The organism is Vallitalea pronyensis, assembly GCF_018141445.1.
Classification (GTDB): Bacteria; Bacillota; Clostridia; order Lachnospirales; family Vallitaleaceae; genus Vallitalea; species Vallitalea pronyensis.
The window spans coordinates 2,465,278-2,487,722 of sequence record NZ_CP058649.1; the positions used below are offsets into that span (position 1 = coordinate 2,465,278).

24 protein-coding genes are annotated in these 22,445 nt (G+C 36.7%); 17 read left to right on the forward strand and 7 right to left on the reverse strand.

Annotation, left to right across the window (positions count from 1 at the left end; all coding sequences use genetic code 11):
- Positions 1–2 precede the first annotated feature (2 nt).
- Both HZI73_RS10150 and HZI73_RS10155 read left to right on the forward strand, forming a co-directional pair.
- Positions 3–959, forward strand: a complete 957-nt coding sequence (locus HZI73_RS10150) for a right-handed parallel beta-helix repeat-containing protein (RefSeq protein ID WP_212698129.1) — start codon at positions 3–5, stop codon at positions 957–959.
- Between the two features lie 60 nt (positions 960–1,019).
- Positions 1,020–1,526 carry a carbohydrate-binding protein gene (locus tag HZI73_RS10155; protein ID WP_212698130.1) on the forward strand — a complete coding sequence of 169 codons (507 nt, stop codon included), beginning with the start codon at positions 1,020–1,022 and terminating at the stop codon, positions 1,524–1,526.
- A gap of 75 nt (positions 1,527–1,601) precedes the next feature.
- On the opposite strand, the gene HZI73_RS10160 is transcribed toward HZI73_RS10155, so the two are convergent.
- From HZI73_RS10160 to HZI73_RS10175, 4 genes are all read right to left on the reverse strand, one after another.
- A complete protein-coding gene (locus tag HZI73_RS10160) occupies positions 1,602–3,071 on the reverse strand; it encodes a 4Fe-4S dicluster domain-containing protein (protein ID WP_212698131.1) in 1,470 nt (489 codons plus the stop codon).
- A gap of 72 nt (positions 3,072–3,143) precedes the next feature.
- On the reverse strand, positions 3,144–4,313 hold the full coding sequence (locus tag HZI73_RS10165; RefSeq protein ID WP_212698132.1) for a SpoIIE family protein phosphatase: 1,170 nt from the start codon (positions 4,311–4,313) through the stop codon (positions 3,144–3,146).
- Positions 4,310–6,028 carry a [Fe-Fe] hydrogenase large subunit C-terminal domain-containing protein gene (locus HZI73_RS10170; protein WP_212698133.1) on the reverse strand — a complete coding sequence of 573 codons (1,719 nt, stop codon included), beginning with the start codon at positions 6,026–6,028 and terminating at the stop codon, positions 4,310–4,312. The genes HZI73_RS10165 and HZI73_RS10170 overlap by 4 nt, the downstream gene beginning before the upstream one ends.
- Before the next feature lie 14 nt (positions 6,029–6,042).
- The gene (locus HZI73_RS10175) at positions 6,043–6,291 is read right to left on the reverse strand and encodes a (2Fe-2S) ferredoxin domain-containing protein (protein ID WP_212698134.1); all 249 of its coding nucleotides are present in this window, start codon (positions 6,289–6,291) and stop codon (positions 6,043–6,045) included.
- A 272-nt stretch (positions 6,292–6,563) separates the two neighbouring features.
- Here HZI73_RS10175 and HZI73_RS10180 point away from each other — a divergent pair, with 272 nt between their 5' ends.
- From HZI73_RS10180 to HZI73_RS10195, 4 genes are all read left to right on the forward strand, one after another.
- A complete protein-coding gene (locus HZI73_RS10180; RefSeq protein WP_246552446.1) occupies positions 6,564–7,709 on the forward strand; it encodes a Fe(3+) ABC transporter substrate-binding protein in 1,146 nt (381 codons plus the stop codon).
- A gap of 127 nt (positions 7,710–7,836) precedes the next feature.
- Positions 7,837–9,480, forward strand: coding sequence for an ABC transporter permease (locus HZI73_RS10185; protein WP_212698135.1), 1,644 nt, complete (start codon positions 7,837–7,839; stop codon positions 9,478–9,480).
- Entirely contained in the window at positions 9,477–10,160 is a 684-nt protein-coding gene (locus HZI73_RS10190; RefSeq protein ID WP_330619723.1) for an ABC transporter ATP-binding protein, read from the forward strand. Before HZI73_RS10185 ends, HZI73_RS10190 begins: the two co-directional genes overlap by 4 nt.
- Before the next feature lie 123 nt (positions 10,161–10,283).
- Complete coding sequence (locus HZI73_RS10195) at positions 10,284–10,625, forward strand: MGMT family protein (RefSeq protein ID WP_212698136.1); 342 nt, start codon at positions 10,284–10,286, stop codon at positions 10,623–10,625.
- 145 nt (positions 10,626–10,770) lie between these two features.
- On the opposite strand, the gene HZI73_RS10200 is transcribed toward HZI73_RS10195, so the two are convergent.
- A complete protein-coding gene (locus HZI73_RS10200; protein WP_212698137.1) occupies positions 10,771–11,418 on the reverse strand; it encodes an FMN-dependent NADH-azoreductase in 648 nt (215 codons plus the stop codon).
- Positions 11,419–11,899: 481 nt separating this feature from the next.
- On the opposite strand from HZI73_RS10200, the gene HZI73_RS10205 reads away from it, so the two are divergent.
- The 5 genes from HZI73_RS10205 to HZI73_RS10225 all read left to right on the forward strand — a co-directional run bounded on the left by HZI73_RS10205 (position 11,900) and on the right by HZI73_RS10225 (position 17,176).
- Positions 11,900–13,069: a CD0519/CD1768 family membrane protein gene (locus HZI73_RS10205; protein ID WP_212698138.1), complete on the forward strand. Its 1,170-nt coding sequence runs from the start codon at positions 11,900–11,902 to the stop codon at positions 13,067–13,069.
- An 846-nt stretch (positions 13,070–13,915) separates the two neighbouring features.
- Complete coding sequence (locus HZI73_RS10210; RefSeq protein ID WP_212698139.1) at positions 13,916–14,959, forward strand: 4Fe-4S dicluster domain-containing protein; 1,044 nt, start codon at positions 13,916–13,918, stop codon at positions 14,957–14,959.
- Between the two features lie 112 nt (positions 14,960–15,071).
- Complete coding sequence (locus HZI73_RS10215; protein ID WP_212698140.1) at positions 15,072–15,431, forward strand: GntR family transcriptional regulator; 360 nt, start codon at positions 15,072–15,074, stop codon at positions 15,429–15,431.
- 3 nt (positions 15,432–15,434) lie between these two features.
- Positions 15,435–16,136 carry an ABC transporter ATP-binding protein gene (locus HZI73_RS10220; protein WP_212698141.1) on the forward strand — a complete coding sequence of 234 codons (702 nt, stop codon included), beginning with the start codon at positions 15,435–15,437 and terminating at the stop codon, positions 16,134–16,136.
- Positions 16,124–17,176, forward strand: a complete 1,053-nt coding sequence (locus tag HZI73_RS10225; protein ID WP_212698142.1) for a hypothetical protein — start codon at positions 16,124–16,126, stop codon at positions 17,174–17,176. Before HZI73_RS10220 ends, HZI73_RS10225 begins: the two co-directional genes overlap by 13 nt.
- 91 nt (positions 17,177–17,267) lie before the next feature.
- Here HZI73_RS10225 and deoD read toward each other — a convergent pair whose 3' ends face one another.
- On the reverse strand, positions 17,268–17,984 hold the full coding sequence (deoD, locus tag HZI73_RS10230; protein WP_212698143.1) for a purine-nucleoside phosphorylase: 717 nt from the start codon (positions 17,982–17,984) through the stop codon (positions 17,268–17,270).
- A 496-nt stretch (positions 17,985–18,480) separates the two neighbouring features.
- Here deoD and HZI73_RS10235 point away from each other — a divergent pair, with 496 nt between their 5' ends.
- The 6 genes from HZI73_RS10235 to HZI73_RS10260 all read left to right on the forward strand — a co-directional run bounded on the left by HZI73_RS10235 (position 18,481) and on the right by HZI73_RS10260 (position 21,690).
- On the forward strand, positions 18,481–18,867 hold the full coding sequence (locus HZI73_RS10235) for a NifB/NifX family molybdenum-iron cluster-binding protein (protein ID WP_212698144.1): 387 nt from the start codon (positions 18,481–18,483) through the stop codon (positions 18,865–18,867).
- An 11-nt stretch (positions 18,868–18,878) separates the two neighbouring features.
- A complete protein-coding gene (locus tag HZI73_RS10240; protein WP_212698145.1) occupies positions 18,879–19,721 on the forward strand; it encodes a nucleotide-binding protein in 843 nt (280 codons plus the stop codon).
- Positions 19,703–20,551 (forward strand): ATP-binding protein, encoded by an 849-nt coding sequence (locus HZI73_RS10245; RefSeq protein ID WP_212698146.1) that lies wholly within the window; start codon positions 19,703–19,705, stop codon positions 20,549–20,551. The genes HZI73_RS10240 and HZI73_RS10245 overlap by 19 nt, the downstream gene beginning before the upstream one ends.
- A gap of 32 nt (positions 20,552–20,583) precedes the next feature.
- Positions 20,584–20,940, forward strand: coding sequence for a NifB/NifX family molybdenum-iron cluster-binding protein (locus HZI73_RS10250; protein WP_212698147.1), 357 nt, complete (start codon positions 20,584–20,586; stop codon positions 20,938–20,940).
- Positions 20,941–20,971: 31 nt separating this feature from the next.
- Positions 20,972–21,409: a Fur family transcriptional regulator gene (locus HZI73_RS10255; protein ID WP_212698148.1), complete on the forward strand. Its 438-nt coding sequence runs from the start codon at positions 20,972–20,974 to the stop codon at positions 21,407–21,409.
- Between the two features lie 125 nt (positions 21,410–21,534).
- On the forward strand, positions 21,535–21,690 hold the full coding sequence (locus HZI73_RS10260) for a YfgJ family double zinc ribbon protein (protein WP_212698149.1): 156 nt from the start codon (positions 21,535–21,537) through the stop codon (positions 21,688–21,690).
- 50 nt (positions 21,691–21,740) lie between these two features.
- On the opposite strand, the gene HZI73_RS10265 is transcribed toward HZI73_RS10260, so the two are convergent.
- Positions 21,741–22,148, reverse strand: coding sequence for a DUF3783 domain-containing protein (locus tag HZI73_RS10265; protein ID WP_212698150.1), 408 nt, complete (start codon positions 22,146–22,148; stop codon positions 21,741–21,743).
- Between the last annotated feature and the right edge of the window lie 297 nt (positions 22,149–22,445).

The following is a 22,445-nucleotide window of genomic DNA, read 5'->3' on the forward strand; positions in this document are numbered from 1 at the left end:
CCATGAGTGAACGCATTGTACCCATAGATTTTCCAACAGTTAATGATGCTGTAGCAGCATGTGAACAAGGGGATACAGTTACCCTATTGCCAGGAACCTATAATGAGGATAGGACAGTTGTTATTAATAAACCTCTCATTACCATACAAGGGAAAGGAGAGGACGTCATTGTAGGGAAAAGTTTCACAGGAGGACGTGTGCTTTTTGACGTGTTAAGTGACCATGTAACCCTTAGAAATCTTATGGTGAAAGATTGGGATAAAGGTACAGCCTTCAAAGTATCTGGACATCATGTAACCATCAATGGTTGCCAATGCATGCGTAACAAAATAGTCATAACAGGCAGTAACTGTAAGTTGATTGGTAATGCTTTATCAGAGGCTGAGATATTTTTGAGTGGCAATGGGCATGTTATTAGAGGGAATCAGTTAAAACAAGGGAAAGATATAGCCATTGTCAATAATTATAGACCACTTACCAACACCATGATTGAAGATAATTTTATTAAATGTATGGATGATTATAGTTGGCAAAATTGGCGATACGGCATATGGATTGGTCATCCCATGTCAAAACATATTATGATGCGATGCAATAACATAACGGCTTTTACGGGTATTTATATGATGGGCACCTACCTTAACCTGGAGAAAAATGTATTAGCAAACTGTAATCTGGTGGGTATACAAATAGGAAGTGAACACAACACATTGCGCGAGAATGCCATAACAGGCGGCTTGAACGGTATTGTCATCATGAAAGGACAAAATACCTTAGAAAAAAATATTATTGGTCATTGTGAAGATGCAGGGCTCACCTTAGTAGCTGATGGTAACGTTATCGAGCATAATTTGATCAACAGCTGCACAGTGGGTATTCGCGATGTAGGACAAGATAATATCATTAAAAGTAATCATTATTTTGATAATGGTAAAGAGCTTATGGGTACATACGAATAGGGGGTTATCACTTATTCATTCTGTAAGCATATAATATATCAAAAAGTAGAGGGATAATATATGTTGAATCCATATCGACCCTATCCTGAACCAAGGCCACAGCCAGACCCTTATCATGACCCCAGACAAAGCGTTTATTCAAAATCCTATAGAGAGACAAGGCCGCAACAAGCTAATACTCGTTTACATGGTGAAGAAGTGGAACAGTGGAGTCCTAGGGTGGCTTATGTTGGGGGTGACAGGGTACTGTACAGAGGGAAAACGTATCAAGCAAAATGGTGGACCCAGGGGGATCGACCAGATAAATCCGTAAGCAACCCATGGGAAACACCATGGAAATTAATCCTTGGAGCACCTACTGAACCGTCTAATGGTGTAACACCACCAACACCAGTTAGCCCAGATAGAGAATATAACACATGGCGTCCCACAGATATTTATGTTGCAGGCGATCGGGTGATGTATAATGGTAAGCTATATGAAGCTAAGTGGTGGACCAAAAATTTTGAACCCAATAAAAAGGTTTCTAAATCATGGGAAACCCCATGGAAGGAAATCGTTGGTTAATGGGTATAAAATAATGAAACAAGGGGCTGCCTGATAAAAAGACATCCCCTTTATTTATCTTATAAGAAAGTTCTATCATGTATTCCATGTCCGGTCCAAATCCAATGCATCGATATTTAGAATGCGGATAGCATCATTAACAGTGGTTTCTATGGCAAGCTTACCGTATTTATCCACTTCATTCTTATCTTTTGGACCATGGGATAATGACGTTGGACCACAGATACAACCACCTTTGCAAGCCATACCTTCTATAAAGTTTCCCTTTAATCGATTAAATGCAGCCATTTTTAATGCTTTGGTACATGCATCAAGTCCATCACATACGGCGGGTTGTAGGTCCACATCCAGTTGATTGGCAGTTACCACATGCTGAATGGCGTCTGTCACACCACCTGAACGTGCAAAGATTCTTCCAAAGTAAGAGGCGTTATCAAGGACCCCTTCTTGACAATCTTCTACTTGTATATCATGAGCATCTAAGAGGGCTTGTAACTCTTCAAAAGTGAGAACATAATCCACTTCACCTACAAGATCCGGTTCATTCATCTCTGCTTTTTTAGCTGTGCAAGGCCCAATGAATACTGTTTTGGCAGAGGGTTCTATATGCTTAATAAGCTTAGAAGTAGCCATCATGGGTGAAACAGCTGTAGAGATGTGGTTCGCTAAATGTGGAAAATGTTTTTTTATGTATGTCACAAATGCAGGGCAGCAGGAAGTGGTCATCCATTCTTTTTCAGCAAGCTCGTGGGCTACTTGTTGAGCTTCGTAATAGGCAATAATATCAGCACCTAAGGCAACTTCAACCACATGATGAAATCCTAGCTTTTTAATACCTGTCATGACCTGCTCAATTTTTGCGTAGGAAAACTGACTGGATATAGCAGGGGCAATCATGGCATAGACTTTGTATTTGCTATTTTCTTCGCTGTTCTTAATGAGCTTGATGACATCAACAATGGAAGATTTATCCATAATAGCACCAAAGGGGCATTGATAGACACAAGCACCACATTGAATGCAATCATCCTCATTAATCGATGCTTTTTTTGTCTCAGGGTCAATGGAAATAGCGTCCGCACCGCATGCCTTCACACATGGCCGCTGAATTTCGATGATGGCATTATAGGGACAGACATGGGTACATTTTCCACATTCTTTACATGTGTTAATATCAATATGAGCTTTATGTCCAGAAAAATCAATGGCGCCAAATGGACAAACATCCATACATTTATGAGCTAGACAGCCTCGACAGGCTTCAGTAACGGAATACTTCTGCACGGGACATTCGTCACAAGCAATATCAATCACTTGAATGATATTTGAATGATTTGGGTTGCCTCCTAAAGCCAGTTTAATTCTTTCTGTAATAATGGCTCTTTCTTTATAAATACAACAACGTGTTTCAGCTTTTGGACCGGGTATAATGTGACTGCCAATGTTCAGTATGTCTTTTTCAAGGGTCCCATTCAAAGTCGAAGCGGCAACTTCTCTTAGAACTTTATATTTTAAAAACTGAACGTTGTTTTCAAATTTTCGCATATGAATCCTCCTTTGATGACGTTACAATGAGTCATACATACCGATATCTATTGTAAAATATGTATGCACAATTTATATATACGTAACGGTTACTTGTTTTCCTATATTTTCTAATTCAAGAACCAAGTCACCTACGATTTGCAATTTAATGTTCAGACTGGTTGGGAAATTTGGGTTTTGGTGGGCTGGGTTAACAGCTTTTCCAACCCAAAAATGTATATGTGTACATTCATTAATCAGCATATTAGCGAGTCTACTGGCACCATTGTTGGTGAGGAGATAATTGGTATTAGCCACAAAATCATCTTGAGCATATGTCTTAATAAATTCAAGGGTTTGTTTTAGGGTAAGGACACCTTCCGTTACTAAATCAATGCCATCCATATAAGCCATAGGTGGTACTTCTTTAGACATGGTATCAATATCCACATAGATATCACGTTCAAGCTCACGGGAAGCGATATTGGCTGTTGTACCACCACAGATGATTTTCTTACCCTCATTCTTGATCAGCTTGCGAATAATCCATGAATCCATATCCCGATCTTCAGGCGGTCCAGTAAACAAATCAATGGTTTCAATATGACGCACTTTGATGTTCATGATGGTGGTATCATCACCAGGGTGGTCATCGTATAGATTATTACAAACACCGATGAAATGCCCACTTACGCTGCGGGATGTTTTCTCTACTTTCGATAAATCACGTAGATAATCGTTGATATTATCCCATTGCCAACCTAGATTTAATAGGGCACCAACACCAGCGTGGACGGCACCATCACTTATAACAGAAATATTATCCCCAACCTTTAACTTGAAGTGACTTTCTAATATGGTTTTTCCATTAATATCAATCTTTTGTTTATTAAGGGGTAAGTCTCTTCCGTTTCGGTAGATTAAAATAGGTGGATTATCATATTCAGCAATATACACTTTTCCTGTTTGATCAATTTTAATCATGGTAAAAGTGGAGTAGGCTAACTTACGTACGCTACACTCAGGAAGTGTATTGACAATCGTATCCACCGTATCTTTAATACTAGCACCTTCCTTAAGCATGGTTGCAGCTATTTTGGCTGTAAGCGTTGCTAAGATATTGGCTTTTACACCACTTCCCAGACCATCTGACAGTACAGCAATCACACTATCATTTGTACGTATAACCTCTACTTTATCGCCACATAATTGTTCACCAAACTTGTTGATGCTATGATGAAAAATATCAATAAAATGCTTCACTTAACAACACCTTCTTCGCCTAACACAATTTGCTGTAATTTCATAAGGGTAATTTTGGTTTCTGCCGTTGTTTCACCTAGAAGGCTGGCTATTTCTTGAGCAACGCGCATTTGCTTTTCAATAACTTTATCCGCTATTTCCAAGGTATTTTTCTTAAGGCTGATTAATTCTTCATTTTTCTTTTCTAAACTGGTCATATCGTATAGAATGGCCATGATCATATTTTGCTTGGGCAAAAACAGAATGGTTTCGTTGGTAATGAGATTATAATTTTTATAAATCACTTTTTTATTGTAGCTGTTTCGTTTGGTTTCTAATACATGTCTGTAGGATTGATCGTCAATAAAAGTCGACAGCGCTTTACCCTTTGAAGTAGATGCATGCAACAAAAATGCTTTTTCACATGCTGGATTAGCATCGACAATGTTCAGGTGATCATCCAGTAAGAAGATGATATTGGGTGTATTCTCAAAAATAATGTGAGATAGTTTCTCTGCTTTACTGCGCATATAAGGAATACACATCTCAGGCTGGGACATGCCTTCATAAACCGCTTGCGCTTTTTCAATACACGTGTTATAGCCACAAGCACCACAGTTAAGCTCATCTTGCTTATCCACTTTTCCCATGGATTTTAGAATGGCTAGAATCTCTTTTTGAGATGCTTGCTGTTTTTTGACGTGTTTATTCGTGAATGATCGATTATGCAACAGAGGATTGGACATGGTGGTTTTAGATTTTTCAACGGTTACTTGATCCAAATGATCATCTATTTGCAGCTTACGTAACAGTACATTATCGGCGTTTTTGCTAACAGCAGGACCACCGACACAACCATCATCACATATGTTTGCTTCAATAAATAAACCCCTTACTTGATTCTTGCTAAGGGTTTCAAAAAGGGTTTTGCAGTCTTCAATACCTGTGACACTCATTGAACGAAAACCACTTGCATGGATGTTCTCTGCAATACCTTTTATGATGCCTCCTTCTAGAGGATATCTCTGCCCATAGACTGATGCAACTGTATTGACCGGTGTCTCTTCCAATGCATTTAGATGAATGTGTTCTTCTTCTAACCAATGGTCTAACTCCTCAAAGGTTAAGACAGCATCCATATCACCTGTTTCCTGATAGCCAAAAGCTTCACATTTTTTGGATATACAAGGACCCAGAAATGTGACGAAAGAGGCGTTACCATATTTTTCTTTTAATACTGCGCTATGGGCTATCATAGGTGAAGCAATAGGTAAGAGGTATGGTAATAATTCAGGGTAGTATCGTTGTATCATCAGGTTAACAGATGGACAACATGAGGTAATCATATGTTTCATATGGCTATGTTGATTCATATAGTCCTTATAGAGATCGCTCACAATCTCTGCCCCAACAGCTGTTTCCTCAACCTTATGAAAGCCTAATTTATGTAAAGCTGTTATTAATTTACCAGGTGTTTTATAGATACCATTATAAGATGGTGCCATTGATACAATCATCTTTTTTCCTGACTTTATGGCTTCTTTAATCCGTGATAAATCACTTTTAATATTTCGGGCATTTTGTGGACAGACCACAAAACATTTACCACAGCCAATACAAGAATCTTCCATAATCTTAGCCTGATCGTCAACAATACGAATAGCTTTTACATGACAATTGCGCACACATTTATAACAATTTCTACAGTTAGCAGGTGAAAAATCCATTATCCTCATGGTCCGACCTCCTTCTATGGGGTTAACCCAGCTAATACATGCTGGTGAAAGAAAGCTTCTGCATTATCTGGATTGACGGAATGTATGGTGTCGGCCAATTGAACCGATACAGCTTCTGTACAACGACCAAGGCAAAAAGCGCCTTTGATCTCAATTTGATCATCAAGTTTGTGAGATTTTACTAAATCTTGAAGCAGGGTGATGACAGAATAGGACCCTTTTAGATGACATGCACTACCTATGCACACATGAATTGTTAACAAATTAACCACTCCTTATATGTATTTATTTAGTAGATTTTATCTTGGTAAGCCACAAATTATATAGCTATAGCCAATTAACGCTTCATGAACACTCATATTATATATTAACAAAAATAATAAAAAAGTCAATAATTTTGTTAATAAATTAACGAATAAATTGAACTAAGTTATAGTAGGGAAGAAAAGTATCTTGACAAGCCAAAGAATATCCAATAAACTAATGAAAGTAATTATCAATATCAACAAAAAATGACTTTCAAAAGGAGAATGACATGAAAACGAACTCAATGATTAAGATGGTGAGCGTATTATTAGGACTTATTATGTTAGTAACTGGTTGTAAAATAAATACAGAAGATAAATCTACTGGTCAAGATAAAGTGATAACGGATGATACAGCTATAGATGAAACCCAAAATGATGATGAAAAAGAGTCCGATAAAGAGCAAGAGAAAACAATAAAAGAACAAGTTGTTAATCTCTATACGGACCGTCATTATGATACAGATGAGGCATTATATAATAAGTTCACAGAAGAAACAGGTATTCAGGTCAATATTGTAAAAGGAAAATCTGACGAACTTATAGAGCGTTTAGTTATGGAAGATGCAGACACGCATGCTGACTTACTCATTACAGCAGATGCTGGGCGTCTACACAGAGCTAAGACAAAAGGTTTGTTACAAACTGTTGAGAATGATGCATTGTTAAAAAATGTACCAGTAAATCTTAGAGATAATGATAACCAGTGGTTTGCACTAACGGTTAGAGCAAGGGTTATTGTATATGCAAAAGACCGCATAGATCCAACTGAATTGTCTACATATGCTGATTTAACTCAAGAAAAATGGGAGAATAGGATACTTGTCAGATCTTCTACCAACATCTATAATCAATCCTTACTTGCTTCTTTCATTGCTATTGGAGGAGAAGAGAAAGCTAAAGAGTGGGCAAAAGGTATTGTAGGTAATATGGCAAGAAAACCGCAAGGTAATGATAGGGCTCAAGCCACAGCCGTTGTAGCTGGTGAAGGTGATTTGGCTATTATGAACACCTATTACATTGGTAAAATGTTGAACTCTTCAGATGTGGAAGAAGTAAATGTGGCAGAGCAAGTGGGTATTTTTTTTCCTGACCAAGATGGTCAAGGTACCCATATTAATGTGAGTGGTATGGGACTTACAAAACATAGTAAACATAGCGAAAATGCTATTAAGCTTATGAAGTTTCTAACAGGTGAGTTAGCGCAAGAGCAATATGCTAATGCCAATTATGAGTATCCTGTTAATGTGAATGTAGAGCCATCAGCATTATTAAAGTCTTGGGGAGATTTTAAGGCTCAAGATATTGACTTGTCCCTATTAGGTGAATACAATAGTAAAGCCACTCGGCTATTCAATGAAGTAGACTGGCAATAATTCATTTTATGATCTAATCATCGTAATAGGAGCTATCTTATCCGATATGCTAAAAGACATGTATTGTTAACGTTAGTATTCTAGGTATTTAGATGAGGTAGCTCTTATATTTATAAGGAGAGCTAATATGACCCGATTGAGAAATCTTAAAGCAAATATAAATATATGGTGGTTATTGAGCACGTGTTTTGTCTGCCTTATCATCATTCCTAATATGAGTATTTTTATTAATATTTTTAATGCACCTAATGATCATTTTAGACATATTCAAAAATATTTATTGAAAAACTATCTGTCGAATACGACCATACTCATGATGGGAGCAGGATTATTAAGTATTGCCATAGGTGTTTCTTTGGCTTGGGTTGTTACCATGTTTGACTTTCCTATGAAAAGGTTTTTTAGGTGGGCACTAGTCTTACCCCTTACAATTCCCACGTATATTGGTGCTTATACTTATCATGGGTTATTGAATTATACAGGACTTGTTCAACGGTTTCTCAGAAATCAATTAGGCTTACAGGTGAATCAAGTCTATTTTAATATGATGTCCATAAATGGAGCTATTTTTATTTTCACGATTTTTTTGTATCCATATGTATTTATCATAACAAAATCATTTTTAGAAAAGCAGTCAGCCTCCCTTATAGAAACATCAAGGCTATTAGGTAAAAGTCACTTTGTCATTTTTATAAAGGTGATACTCCCTATATGTAGAGGTGCCATTATAGGTGGTACGAGTCTCGTTGTATTGGAAGTGCTTAACGATTACGGCGTTGCGAACTACTATGGTATACCTACATTCAGCATTGCTATTTTCAAAACTTGGTTTGGCATGGGTGATTTGGACACTGTTGTCAAGTTATCCGCAATACTGATGTTGATTATATTTGTTTTACTATATGTTGAGAAATTATTAAGAGGACGGAAAAGATACAGTTATACTACCTCGAAAATACAACCTTTGCAACCATTAAAATTAAATGGCTGGAAAAAGCATCTAGCTATGGTTGTTTGTATTCTCATATTTACCTTGGGTTTTTTCATACCCCTATTACAACTTATCTATTGGATGGCTATTTCCTATAAAAACAATGTCAATATACAAGTTCTAAAGTTAAGTTCTACTTCATTTTTAGTTGCCTTTGTCACAGCCAGTATAATTATAGTTATAGCTACCATCATAGCTAATTACAGTCGGATTTCAAAAGGACTTCTTTCGAAAATCTATGGGCGTATAACAGTTCTTGGTTATTCGATACCTGGTGCTGTTATTGCCATTGGTGTTATGATTTTTTTCATTGGACTTGACCGTACGCTATATGGTGTGTATACATGGTTTAACCCGACAACATCTAAGCTCATTTTAACTACGAGCATTGTTATGTTAATCTTTGCTTATATTATACGTTTTCTAGCTATTGGATTTAATCCAATTGAATCAGGCTTTGATAAAATTGGCAAGACATTTCATGAAGCATCCAGGGTTTTAGGAAAGCGTATGACAACTACATTTTTTAAGGTGGATATGAAAATGATACAACCAGCAATTATCAGTGGTTTTATTCTTATTTTTGTTGATGTGTTAAAAGAACTTCCCTTAACGCTGTTGTTACGTCCCTTTAATTTTAATACCTTAGCTACTAAAACATATGAATATGCCAATGATGAAATGATTCATGAAGCAGCTATACCATCACTGATTATTATTGGTATAGGTATGCTGGCTATGCTGATATTAAATAAGGTATCCACTAAGGAGGTTTCATGATGAGTATTGTAATGAAGGCTATATTTTTTAAGTATAGAAATGCAAAAGAAGATGTTTTGAAAGGTGTCAGTATAACCATGGAGCAAGGGGATATTATAGCCATACTTGGTGATAGCGGTAGTGGTAAAAGTACTATTTTAAGGCTTATTGCAGGTCTTGAAATGCCTTATAAAGGGTCCATTACAATAAATAATAGGGTAATAGTTAATGAGCGAACTTTCATACCACCAGAAAAAAGGGAGGTTGGCATGGTATTCCAAGATTATGCCCTGTTTCCGCATATGACTGTGGAAAAAAATGTGCAATTTGGACTTGGTAAAATGTCAAGAAAGGAAAAAACATATAAGGTGAATACAGTTCTAGGGTTAGTTGGTCTAGATCATTATGGGAAAAGGTATCCTCATGAGTTAAGTGGGGGTCAACAACAGCGTGTAGCACTTGCAAGAGCGTTGGCACCCATGCCTAATCTATTACTGCTTGATGAACCTTTTAGTAATCTTGATGCTGGCTTAAAAGAGGGAATACGTAATCAATTGAAAGCAATATTTAAGAAGACAAACTTAACTTCCATATTTGTTACCCATGATAGAGAAGATGCATTAGCGATTGCCGATAAAGTGATTCTATTAAGTGATGGCAAAGTTATTAAAAGCGGCATACCAAATAGTGTCATATATTAACCGTTTCCTTTCATATAGAAAATGTGTATAATATAGATACGTATCTCACTGAGTTTGGTCAACATTATCCAGTTAAAAAAGAGATGGATTTATACATATTCTAAAGTAAGAAAGAGGTTTATTATGCAAAAATTTACACAATATGCTATCAACATTATAAAAGCAATACCCAGTGGAAAGGTTATGTCTTATGGTGATGTTGCTAAATGGGCAGGGAACCCTCGCTATGCAAGGCGGGTATCTTATATTTTACATAGCATGTCTAAAAAACATGAACTGCCTTGGCATCGTGTCGTTAATTCAAAAGGCAAGATATCCATGACAGGTAAGAGTTATGATGAGCAGAAGAGGATGTTACAAAAGGAAGGTATTGTTTTTAATGATAAGGATTGTATTTCCTTTAAGACTTATGGTTATATTCCATTAGATATAATAAGCATAGATCCGCTAGATATGGATGTCTAGGGAGCTATGCTCTTTTGTTATGGTATAGGCATGTAGGGTATCCTACCGTATACGTAATGAATTATACTTTCTAAACGAAATAACTTGCTTCGCAAGCCGCCACGTAGTCCCTTTGTTCTCTTCTAAGATGCAATGGTTATGCACCTTAGAAGTAAGGTAAAATATCACCCATATCTACGATAGCCCGCTTAATGGCTTCTTCTTTTCCAATTTTATGGTCGTTTACACCTTCTACAAGGAGTCTATCAAATTTTCTTACACCCAGAAACTTAAAAATATCTTTTAAATAATGGACGCCATGGTTCATCTTGGTAGCTAAGACGATAGGAACATTGGCGCCAGATGATTGAATGTAGAGCATCTTTCTTTTTTTATTATCCAATAAACCTTCCACTTTGTCATGAGCAGGATCAATATTAATGACCTTACCATCTAGAATGATGCAATCTAAGTATTGCTTGAGCATGGATGGAAAAAACACACTCCACATAGGGGCGGCAATGACATATTTGTCAGCTTTAATGAATTGGTCACATAAATCAGAAGCTTTGTGAACAAGTTGCTGGTCTTCTTCTGATAAGGCATCTAAGTCTTCACCACATACAAGAGCTGCTCTTGACGAGAATAACTTATAATTCATAAGGGGTATATCTGTTTCGTAGAGGTCTAATTCTTCAATGGTATCATCTGGATGGCATTCTTTGTACTTGTCAATAAATACCCGTCCAACAGTCTTGCTGGTGGATAAGTGCTCAGGTTTGGAATTGACAGTGATATACAGTAAGGTGGACATACTAACACTTCCTTTTATTTAAGATTTTATTTTAGTATAGGAAAGTGTGGTGAGTTATATAGCGCCACACTTTTATGCTATTGTTTATAGTCTGGGTAATTTATCGATAGATTAAACAAGGTTCGTGGGATAAAAATCTATAAATTGTATTGCCTTTTATGAGGAAACACCGATGTGCGCAAGGTGAGGACAAATACAAAAAAGAAAATCCCCTTTTTATTCTGAAAAGATAAAGACTTAACGGTATAATTATACAAAAATTGTGGATTTGCTAATAGTAGACTTGAAATGTCTGAAGTATTGATGGTTACAGTGGTATCGTATCATGGTAGCGTGCTAAAATGATGGGTTTGCTTGATGGAAATGCAGGTTTTAGAGGTGAAAAATATTGGTGTTGAAATTATTAAAAAAAGTATTTGACGGGGAGACATTTAGTCCATATAATGAAGATATTGAGATTACTTTTTAGGAGGATTACAATGTGGAAAAGAATGCAAATGTAAAAAAGGTTATTAGCATTGAAGGGCTTGCAGCAATTGTTATTATTGGTATTTTTTTCAGCTATTTATGTGGTGTGATGGGTCTTGTGAACATGTTCAATACGCTCATCAGTACAGCACATGATCTTTTGATCAATACGGTATTTTTCATTATGGGTATTACAGTATTAGCAGGTGCTTTTGGCTCTGTTTTATCTGAATTTGGTATTATATCTATTTTGAATCGCATTTTGTCTTTTCTTATGAAACCATTATATAAGATGCCAGGAGCTGCTGTTCTGGGGGTTGTAACCACCTATCTCTCGGATAACCCAGCGATTATTACATTAGCTAATGATAAAGGTTTTAAGAGATATTTTAAAAAGTATCAGTTACCAGCTCTGACCAATGTTGGAACAGCTTTTGGTATGGGTCTTGTTGTCACCTCATTTATGATTGCCCAGCAATCACCCATTGGTGAAAGTTTCATAGGGCCAGCGCTTATAGGTAATATTGGTGCTATAATCGGTAGTATTGTGAGTGTACGCATTATGCTGTATTTTACTAAAAAAGAATACGGTGTAGAAGAAATGGCAGTTGAGAGCAATGGTAGTTCATTGAATTTATTAAAGTACCGAGAAGTACGAGAAGGTAATCTTGGTTCAAGATTACTTGAATCATTACTTGAAGGTGGTAAATCAGGTGTTGACCTAGGACTTTCTATCATCCCTGGTGTTCTCATTATATGTACCTTTGTGATGATGCTCACCAATGGACCTTCTGCCAGTGGTGTTTATACAGGAAGTGCATATGAAGGTGTTGGTTTGTTTACATATTTAGCTGATAAGCTTAATTTCATATTAGACCCTTTATTTGGTTTTAGTAGCAACGAAGCCATAGCGGTACCCATCACATCCTTAGGTTCAGTAGGTGCTGCAATTGGTATGGTACCTAAAATGTTAAAAGAAGGGTTGATAGGTGGTAATGAAATTGCTATTTTTACGGCAATGGGTATGTGTTGGAGTGGTTATCTTAGTACCCATGTAGCGATGATGGATAGTTTGAAGTGTCGAAAGCTTACAGGAAAAGCGATTATTAGTCATACGTTTGGTGGGTTAATAGCTGGTATTATGGCTCATTGGATTTATGTTATATGGACGTCTGTTTCATAGGGTATGTGAGTGATTAGATGAATATAGGAGTTAAAGGATAGCTTGATGGGAGTTGGGCTGTCCTTTTTTGATTTAGTGGATTACTGATAGAGATATATTGGGTAAGATTGTTAAGGTATATGGGGTTTTAGCTGGGTTTTCGTAGATGTATCCATGGATAAAAATTCGTTCATGTTAAAGCATTAAAGAATCGCTAAATTCGTGGTAAGATAAATACCTAAAACTTGAGAACTCACTTTGTTCAGACACTCAAGTTTCTTAACGGTATTTATCTTAGCACTCATTAAGCGTTTCTATTTAATGCTTTAAAAATCACGTATTTTTATCCATGGATACATCTACTAGGTGGTTAGCGAGGGGGAGGATGTTTTTTACAACACGGACAGTCATTGGTTTGTATACGCATGTTTCTCATTGAGTAAGTCATGTAAATAAAAAAGATACTTCTGCTAATGAGAGAAATGAATTTCATCACATCGTGTGATATACCCGTAGCCCTACAAATACACCAGTAGATGGTTAGGTAGTAGAAAATAGCGCCTTTTAAATAATGATTAGAAATACTTAGCGAATGGCAAGATAAATGACGTTAAGAAACTTAAGTGTTTGAGCTTGCGAGTTTTAAGTTTTAGTCATTTTTCTTGTCATGAGCTTAGTATTTCTTTCATTATTTAACGAAAGTCTATTTTCTACTCCCTAATCATCTACGGACGTCTTGCACCCTCCACATCTAGCACAAACAACATTCCTAAAAACATCTAACCAACCCCAACGTGACGTACCCCATTATATTTGCTATAATAAGACAATATCAACAGACCATAACAGTTCTTAGGAGGAGCTAACATGAAGAGAATAGATGAACGGGATACCATGTTTGCCCGAATGAGCTATAAGAAAGGCTCCAAGGCTTATGAAGATTATTATAGACGACATCCTAATAAAAAAGAAATAGATGATAGGATACGTGAAAAACCTCATTTATGCAGTGAAGGCACGGCGACCTTTGATGAAATTTTATCACCCATTGCGGATGCTAATTTTGCATTCTTAGGGGGCATTCGTCACTTAGCAGAAGGGCCTGTTAATCCTAACAAGGTTGAAACAGATGCTAAGCGTATAACAAGGGTCTTAAAAGGATTAGCCGAGCATTATGGTGCTTGCCTCGTTGGTGTTACTAAGATGAAAGAAGAACACTACTACTCACATCGTGGAAGGCATGAGGAGAACTATGGGGATGAAGTGAAGGTGACACACTCCTATGGTATTGTTTTTGCTGTTGAAATGGATAAAGAAATGATTAATCGATCACCTCAAGTAGCGGAAGTGATTGAAACGTCTAAAGCTTATGTGGACGTAGGTATTATTGGTATGCAGCTGGCTTACTACATTAGGCAATTAGGTTATGATGCAAGGAATCATATGGACGCTAACTACTTGGTCATTGCACCACATGTAGCAGCCAGTGCTGGGCTTGGACAGATTGGTAGAAATACATTGTTAATAACGAAGAAGTATGGTTCTAGAGTACGCCTTGGCGTTGTGACGACGGAGCTGTCTCTTGATACGGATGAACCCATAGATTTTGGTTTGGAAGCTTTTTGTTTAGCTTGTGGAAAATGTGTAAGGACTTGCCCAGGGAAAGCCATATCCAGTGAAGATGATTCCAAGAAATGGTATTTGGAACAAGAAAAATGTTATAACATGTGGCGGAGTATCGGAACAGATTGTGGTATTTGCATCAGTGCCTGCCCTTTTAGTCAGAGCATAGACCTTAAGCTGATAGATGGTATAAAAGGTAATGCAGATAACATACAGCAGTTATTAAAAATACATGAAGATAAATATGGTATTCGACCTTATATAAAAGAACAACCTAAATGGTTTTAAGAATGGAAAGAAAAATTGGACGTTCTGGATAGTTATTAACCTATTGACAGAAATGAATGTCTAGTGTATTATTGTATTAATACAGTAGTCAAATTTAAAGGGAGGTAAAATTTTGGAATTTGATACGAATGTACCTGTTTATTTACAGATCCTTACTTACCTGAAGGAAAAGATTGTCAAACAAGAGTGGAAAGAAGGGGAGAAAATGCCATCAGTCCGTGAATTGGCAAAAGCATTGAAAGTGAATCCCAATACAGTTCAAAGAGCTTATCGACAACTAGAGAGTGAAGGGATTATTTACTCCAAAAGAGGTATGGGGTCTTATATCACAGAGGATAGGGATAAATTGTATCAACTGAAAAAAGAAATGGCTCATGACATTGTAGATGATTTTGCTAAGAGAATGATGAATATTGGTCTAAACAAAAGTGAAATGCTAGAGATTATTAAAGAGTATGTGAAGGGAGTATAATGTATGATAGAAGTAAAAAATCTTTCCAAATTCTATGATAAGCAAACGGTATTGGACAATATCAGTCTTCAGGTTGAATCGGGAAAGATTATAGGGCTTTTAGGTTCCAGTGGTAGTGGAAAAACCACGTTAATGGGTATTATAGGAGGCATTATTCCTTTTAATAAAGGTGAAGTACATATTGAACAGTATCCACCAGGTAAGGAAAGTAAAGCTATCGTGTCCATGTTAACGGAAAGAAATGCACTACCCAAGAGAATGAAGGTTAAAGATGCAGTGCATTTTTTTAAAACCATGTATCAAGACTTTAATGAAAAAAAGTTTCATGACATTATTAAAAGTACCCATATGCAATTACATATGGACAAGCGTGTTAATCAATTGTCAAAAGGTATGCAGCAACTTCTAAGATTGGCTTTAACATTAGGAAGAGATGCGAAATATTATTTACTGGATGAACCTTTAGGGGGCGTTGATGTTTTTATTAAAGAACAAGTCATGAATATCCTATTTGGTTATGTGGATGAAGAGGCTACTATATTATTATCCACTCACCTTATACCAGATATAGAAATGCTTATTGAACAAGTTATTTTCATGGATAAGGGTGCTATCGTAGGTGTCCATGCATGCGAAGACCTGCGAGCTGAGAAAGGGCAGTCCATAAAACAAGCGTTTAAGGAGGCTATTCGATGGGGAGATTAATTAAATATGAACTGAAAAAGAATGGGGTTATTCATCTCGGCATTATCATAAGTATACTGCTTATTCAATTGGTAATGCGGTTTATTTTACTTCCCAATGTACCCGATATGGTTGCTACACTCAATATTTGGATTATCATCATGACCATACCCATAGTGCTCATGATAAGAGGTGTATCTTTTGACAAAGATGAACACATCTTTTTAGTGCCGAAGAGTAAATTACATATCATAGGGGCTTATATGATTGCTGCATATATAGAATTAATTGCTTATAGTATTCTGTATATTGGTATATTGACACTGCTCCATGCCTTTCGGCTTGATTTTGGTAATATGTTAATGCTAATTGTCAATTTACATAAGTTATTCCTGATTTTTGTATGGTTTGTATGGGGATATCTGGTACTGGGTAGACAGAAGAAAAAATATATATTGGTACCTTTCTGTATTGGCTTTTTGATTATATTAAAAATGTTCTTGTCAGACATGATGCTAAGTATCAATCATTATCATACCCGGCTTCTTGTGCATACAGGTTTTTGTATCATGCTCTCCATCTGGTTTATATTCAGTATAGCCAATGCCTACGGCTATGTGACCAACAAGAAAGAAAAAGTAATCAATTGGATTATTCATGGCTTGACGCTTTTGAGCTTAGTATTGATTATAGCCAACTATGCGCATCATTTATATATGCATCGCAACATGGAAGCTGTGAACGACCCTCAACTTGTTGGCAAGTGGGAGCCAGTGGATTTTACAGATGACTACACCACATACGCACCTGAGGATAGAACAGTTTTAAAACTATTCATTGACCAAATAACGTTTATGGATAATGGTTCTTATAGAGGTGGTATTAATGATGGTAGATGGACACAAGGGTATATCACTGGATTTATATTTGATCATGCACGGTCAACATACGTCATAAAAGAGATTAATGGTGAGCCTTATCTCTTTATCGAGTGGTTAACTGGTGATTGTTCTTATATATCTTCAAAACCAAGTTACTATGTGTTAAAAAGAGCTTCATAAAGTAAAATCGTCATGATGGTTAAATCATGAACATAATAAAATAAGAAAGGCAATGACTGAGATTTTCCTTAAGTCATTGCCTTTTGATTATTTACTCTGCAAACTCAAGAGCAATTTCCATCATTTTTGTAAATGCATTTTGTCGTTCTTCACTGGTTGTTTCTTCATGGGTCACAATAGAATCAGAAACAGTTAATAAACAGGCTGCTTTCTTACCTAACACTTTAGCATTAGCAAACAGTGCAAAAGATTCCATTTCAGCAGCAATACAACCATGATTATCTCTATAGGATTTGTAGCTATTAGGATCATCAGCATAGAATACATCGGAAGAATGGATACGTCCACGAACAATAGGGATGTTCAATTCTTCTGCATGCTTAGCAATACGGTCGTTTATTTCTGGATTTGCTTCAATGACATCTTTGTCATACCCATTCTGTACTTTGGCATAGGTTGATTGTGACCAAGCTTCGTCTACTAAAATAACATCATATAATTTTAAATCGTTCGTGTAAGCACCACATGAACCGATACGAATGATGTTCTCTACGCCATAGAATTTATAAAGTTCGAAAGAATAGATACCGATACTTGGCATACCCATTCCTGAACCCATTACAGAAATTCGCTTTCCTTTGTAAGTACCCGTGAAACCAAACATATTACGCACATGGTTAAACTGAACCACATCTTCTAAATAAGTATCCGCAATAAACTTAGCTCGTAATGGATCACCTGGCATTAAAACTGTTTTAGCAATGATGTTACTGTCGTTACACTCAATGTGAGGCGTTGGTATACTCATTTTTATTCTCCTTTGCTATATGAAATAATATGTTGCTATTTTCTTCATAACCACCCTTGATTATGTGAGAAAACATGACTGAGGAATGTGTCATACGCCTATATGGTCTTATCAGTTGTAAGGCATATCATGTAAAAGCACATAAATGCTGAAAATCAGTGGTTCCTTTACAGCTTAATAAACGTAAGTAAATGGTATATTTATCTAAATTATTATACCATTATATTCCTATCTTAACAACAAGTCATGGTTTAATTTATATCCTATTAGACCTATACTTTCAAGGTCATGTGTCCCTTTTTGGATAGCCAGCATTACTTCTTAAAAGGCCTAATATCTCTTCATTAGTATGACATTTTCAACTTAAGAATATAAGCATTTTCATGAAAAAAGGAAAATTTCCAAAAAAAGTTATTGGCATTTGCCAATAATGGGTATATAATAGATGTGTAAAACACATTGACAGGTCAATAAACAAGCAAGGAGGAAATGCGTCATGAAGATATGTATTTCAAGTACAATGGATAAAGAAGGAGCCATAGCAGATAAACGATTCGGAAGGTGCCCTTATTATGCCATTTATGACCAAGCAACAAAAGACTATCATTTTATTGAAAATGAAGGATTGGCAGAAGCACATGGTGCGGGTTTAAAGGCAGCACAAACCATGGTTGACCAAGGGGTTCAAGTGGTTATTACAGGCAATGTGGGACCGAATGCTTTGCGTGTTTTAGATGCTGGTCATATAAAAACCTTCGCCATGAAGGGAAATAAGGTTGAAGACCAGATAAAGTATTATCAAGCAGGTGAACTAAAAGAAATAACAACGCCAGGAGCGCCCCATGGCGGCAAGGGTAGAAATGGATTTGGGCATCAAAGATAGGATGAAAGCAGATGAAGATAGCAGTCATAAGTGGAAAAGGTGGTACAGGAAAAACAACAGTAGCCACTAATCTGGCTACTGTCATGAAAGCAACTTACGTGGATTGTGACGTAGAAGAACCTAATGGCTTTATCTTTTTAAAGCCAGATATTAAGGAAAGCTTAGATGTCACCATACCAGTGCCGACCATTGATACAGACAAATGTAACCATTGTAAAGCTTGTGTAGATATCTGCCAGTTTAACGCCTTAATCCATGTGGATAAGGTGATGGTTTTTGAAAAACTGTGTCACGGTTGTGGTGCTTGCCAAGCTGTCTGTCCTACATTGGCTATTACAGAAGAAGAACGTCCCATAGGTAGGATTCAGATAGGTACTTATGGTGAGGAAGGTATGGCATGTCTTAGTGGTACACTTAATCTGACAGAGCCCATGGCAGGTCCTATTATTAGCCAGCTAAAAGGTAGATTAGGTCAAGAAACAAGCCTGATTGATTGTTCACCAGGCACATCATGTAATGTGGTGAAAGGCTTATTGGATGCCACATATGCCATTCTTGTAACAGAACCAACGGCTTTTGGATTGCATGACCTTCTATTAGCCATTGATTTGGTGGAGCAGATGAGCATACCTTTTGGTATCGTTATCAATCGGGTGCATGAATCACACAATCAAGTGTCTTTATACTGTAAAAGCAAGGGCTATACATTATTAGGTGAAATACCTTATGATAGACAGATTGCAACATTGTATTCCAATGGGGAGTTATTAGTGCGACAGTCTCAATATAAAGCCATGTTTCATGAGATTGCTGACGGTGTAAAGGAGGCGATGGCATGCAGCTCGTCATTATAAGCGGTAAGGGTGGGACAGGAAAAACCACCATTGCAGCCTCTTTTGCTTACTTAAGCCAAGATAGTATTAAGTGCGATTGTGATGTGGATGCTTCTAATCTACATATTGTTTTAGGGGGAGAGGATATAGAAAGAGAACCTTATATTGGTGCAAAAGCTGCTTCTATCATGCCAGACAAGTGCATACAATGTGGAGCGTGTGAGCGTATGTGCCGTTATGATGCCATCCACGATTTTAAGATTAACCCACTTAAATGTGAAGGATGTGCAGCATGTACAGTGGTTTGTCCAGCTAATGCTATTGAACTAAAGGATGAAGTAACTGGCGATACCCTTGTGACACAGACGACCCGAGGCATATTATCAAGAGCCCATATGATACCAGGAGCAGAAGGTTCAGGAAAGCTCGTAACAGATGTAAGAAAAAAAGCAAAAAAATATGGTACAGATGAGGACCTTTATCTGTTAGATGGGACACCAGGTGTTGGTTGTGCTGTCATGGCATCTATTACAGGATGCCAAGGAGCACTTATCGTTGTGGAACCCACACAATCAGGACTTAGTGATTTCAAAAGGGTATTATCTGTGGTCCATCACTTTAAGGTGCACCCTTATATATGCATCAATAAATACGATATAAATGAGAGGATAACCAAAGAAATCGAAGCATTTTGTCAAGAAGCATCCATAGAGGTGATTGGTAAAATACCATTTGACACGTGGGTTGATACATCTATCAATGGGTTAAAGCCCATTGTCTTATATGAAGAAAGTGCAGCCGGGCATGCTATAAGAGACATGTGGCATGACCTTCAACATAAGATTGGATAACATGTTATATCATAGAATAAGGAGGATTTTAAATGAAAGTAGCTGTTGCTAAAGACGGTACACAAGTATCAGGACATTTTGGACATTGTGAAGGGTTTCAAGTGTATAACATCAATGATAAAGAGGTGCTAGGAAGTGCATTTGTTCCTAATCCAGGTCATCGACCAGGTTTTTTGCCTGTATTCCTAGCTGACCAAAATGTGAATGTTATTGTTTCAGGTGGTATGGGAGCCACGGCTCAAGAATTATTTAATCAGAATAAGATTCAAGTTGTTGTAGGTGCAACAGGTTCCATTGATGAGGTGGTTCAGCGATATATAAATGGACAATTAAAATCCACAGGAAGTGTTTGTGAGGAGCATGCTCACCATGATAGTTGTGGTGAATAAGCAACATATTTTATCTTAAAAGGTGGTTTGTATGGATAATAAAATGATGAAACTGGAAAAAATCTGTGAAGACAATAATGTGCGTTTAACAACAAGGCGACGTGCTGTTCTGGAATTGTTCCTCAAGCATGAAGACCATTTACGCGCTGAAGATATCCATAACCTTTTAAAACACACTGGCATTGGTTATGCTACCGTCTATCGTACCCTTGAGATTCTAGAACGTATCGGTATCATACAAGAAGTCATGATTGATCAAGTGAAATACTACGAATTACGTATGTTCAGTGAAAAATGTTTACATGTACATTTTAAATGTGAAACATGTAAAGAGGTATTCGACTGTCAAGATGTTAAGTTAGGATTGGATATTATTGATCTTCGAGATTACACAGAAAAAACGTATGGTGTTAAAGTCCATGATCTGGCTATTGTGATGGTAGGTCAATGTGAAAAATGCCAACTGTAAGAACGTGAATAAATCATGGTGAACAAATAGAGGTCAAGGGTATATAGGAAGTACCTTGCATTTATTCATTGAAAATGTCATAATCATACTATTATTGATGATTAAGCATAATAGGAGGAATGACCATGACATATTATTGCCCATCTTGCAAAGGTGAATTATCTGAAGAGACAGGATGCGGTTCGGTCAGCTATTTTTGTAACCATTGTAAGAAACTTATATCAAGACAAAGTATCCTAAAGAAAGAGCAAGTAGATGAACAGAAAGATGATAAACGTTAATAAGTAAGTAGGATGTAATATCATGTAGTCAGGTGGATGTATGAGTAAGCTTAATGCTTACTCATACTCATTTTCTCACGTACAAGTTCCTTAAGCAATTCTCCAAACTGCCACTTTTTAGACGTAGGTGTTACGACTGCAAAAAGTGGTTTTTTTAATTCTAATTTCTTAAAATCACTAATAAATGTATGCACTTCACCATTAGAAAGTGCATTCAAGATAATGGACTTTGGTTTAACACCTGTTTTGTATGGTGTAGGTATAAGCTGGTTATTAAGAATATCTTCAATTTTATTACCTAACATGGTATCTGTTACAAGAACACAGTCCTCTATGCCCATACCATTAGCAAATGCTGTAATTTGTTTGATTTCTGTCGTATCATACCCATAAATCATAAGGCAAGGTCTACCTTCAGGTCGATGGGTATCTTGTTTATTAATCTGCTCAAATGACATTGATACATCCTCCAATCTTATTTAGCTCATACTTTATTTTATCTTATAGGAAAGCCCACAATTTAACAAATGAGATAGAATCATTCTCATTTGTGCTAATGAAACTTTCCTAACGGACAAATCCGCTTTGCGGAACGAGGCGTAGCCTCTTTTGTTCTTAGCGTATATGCAATCTTAAATTTATGCCATAGAAATGCTGTTACTGCTTGTACTCACAGCATATCATAATGACATAGGGTTTATCAAGAATAGATGTGAAAAAAAAGAACATACTAAGCATATCATGATAATGAAATC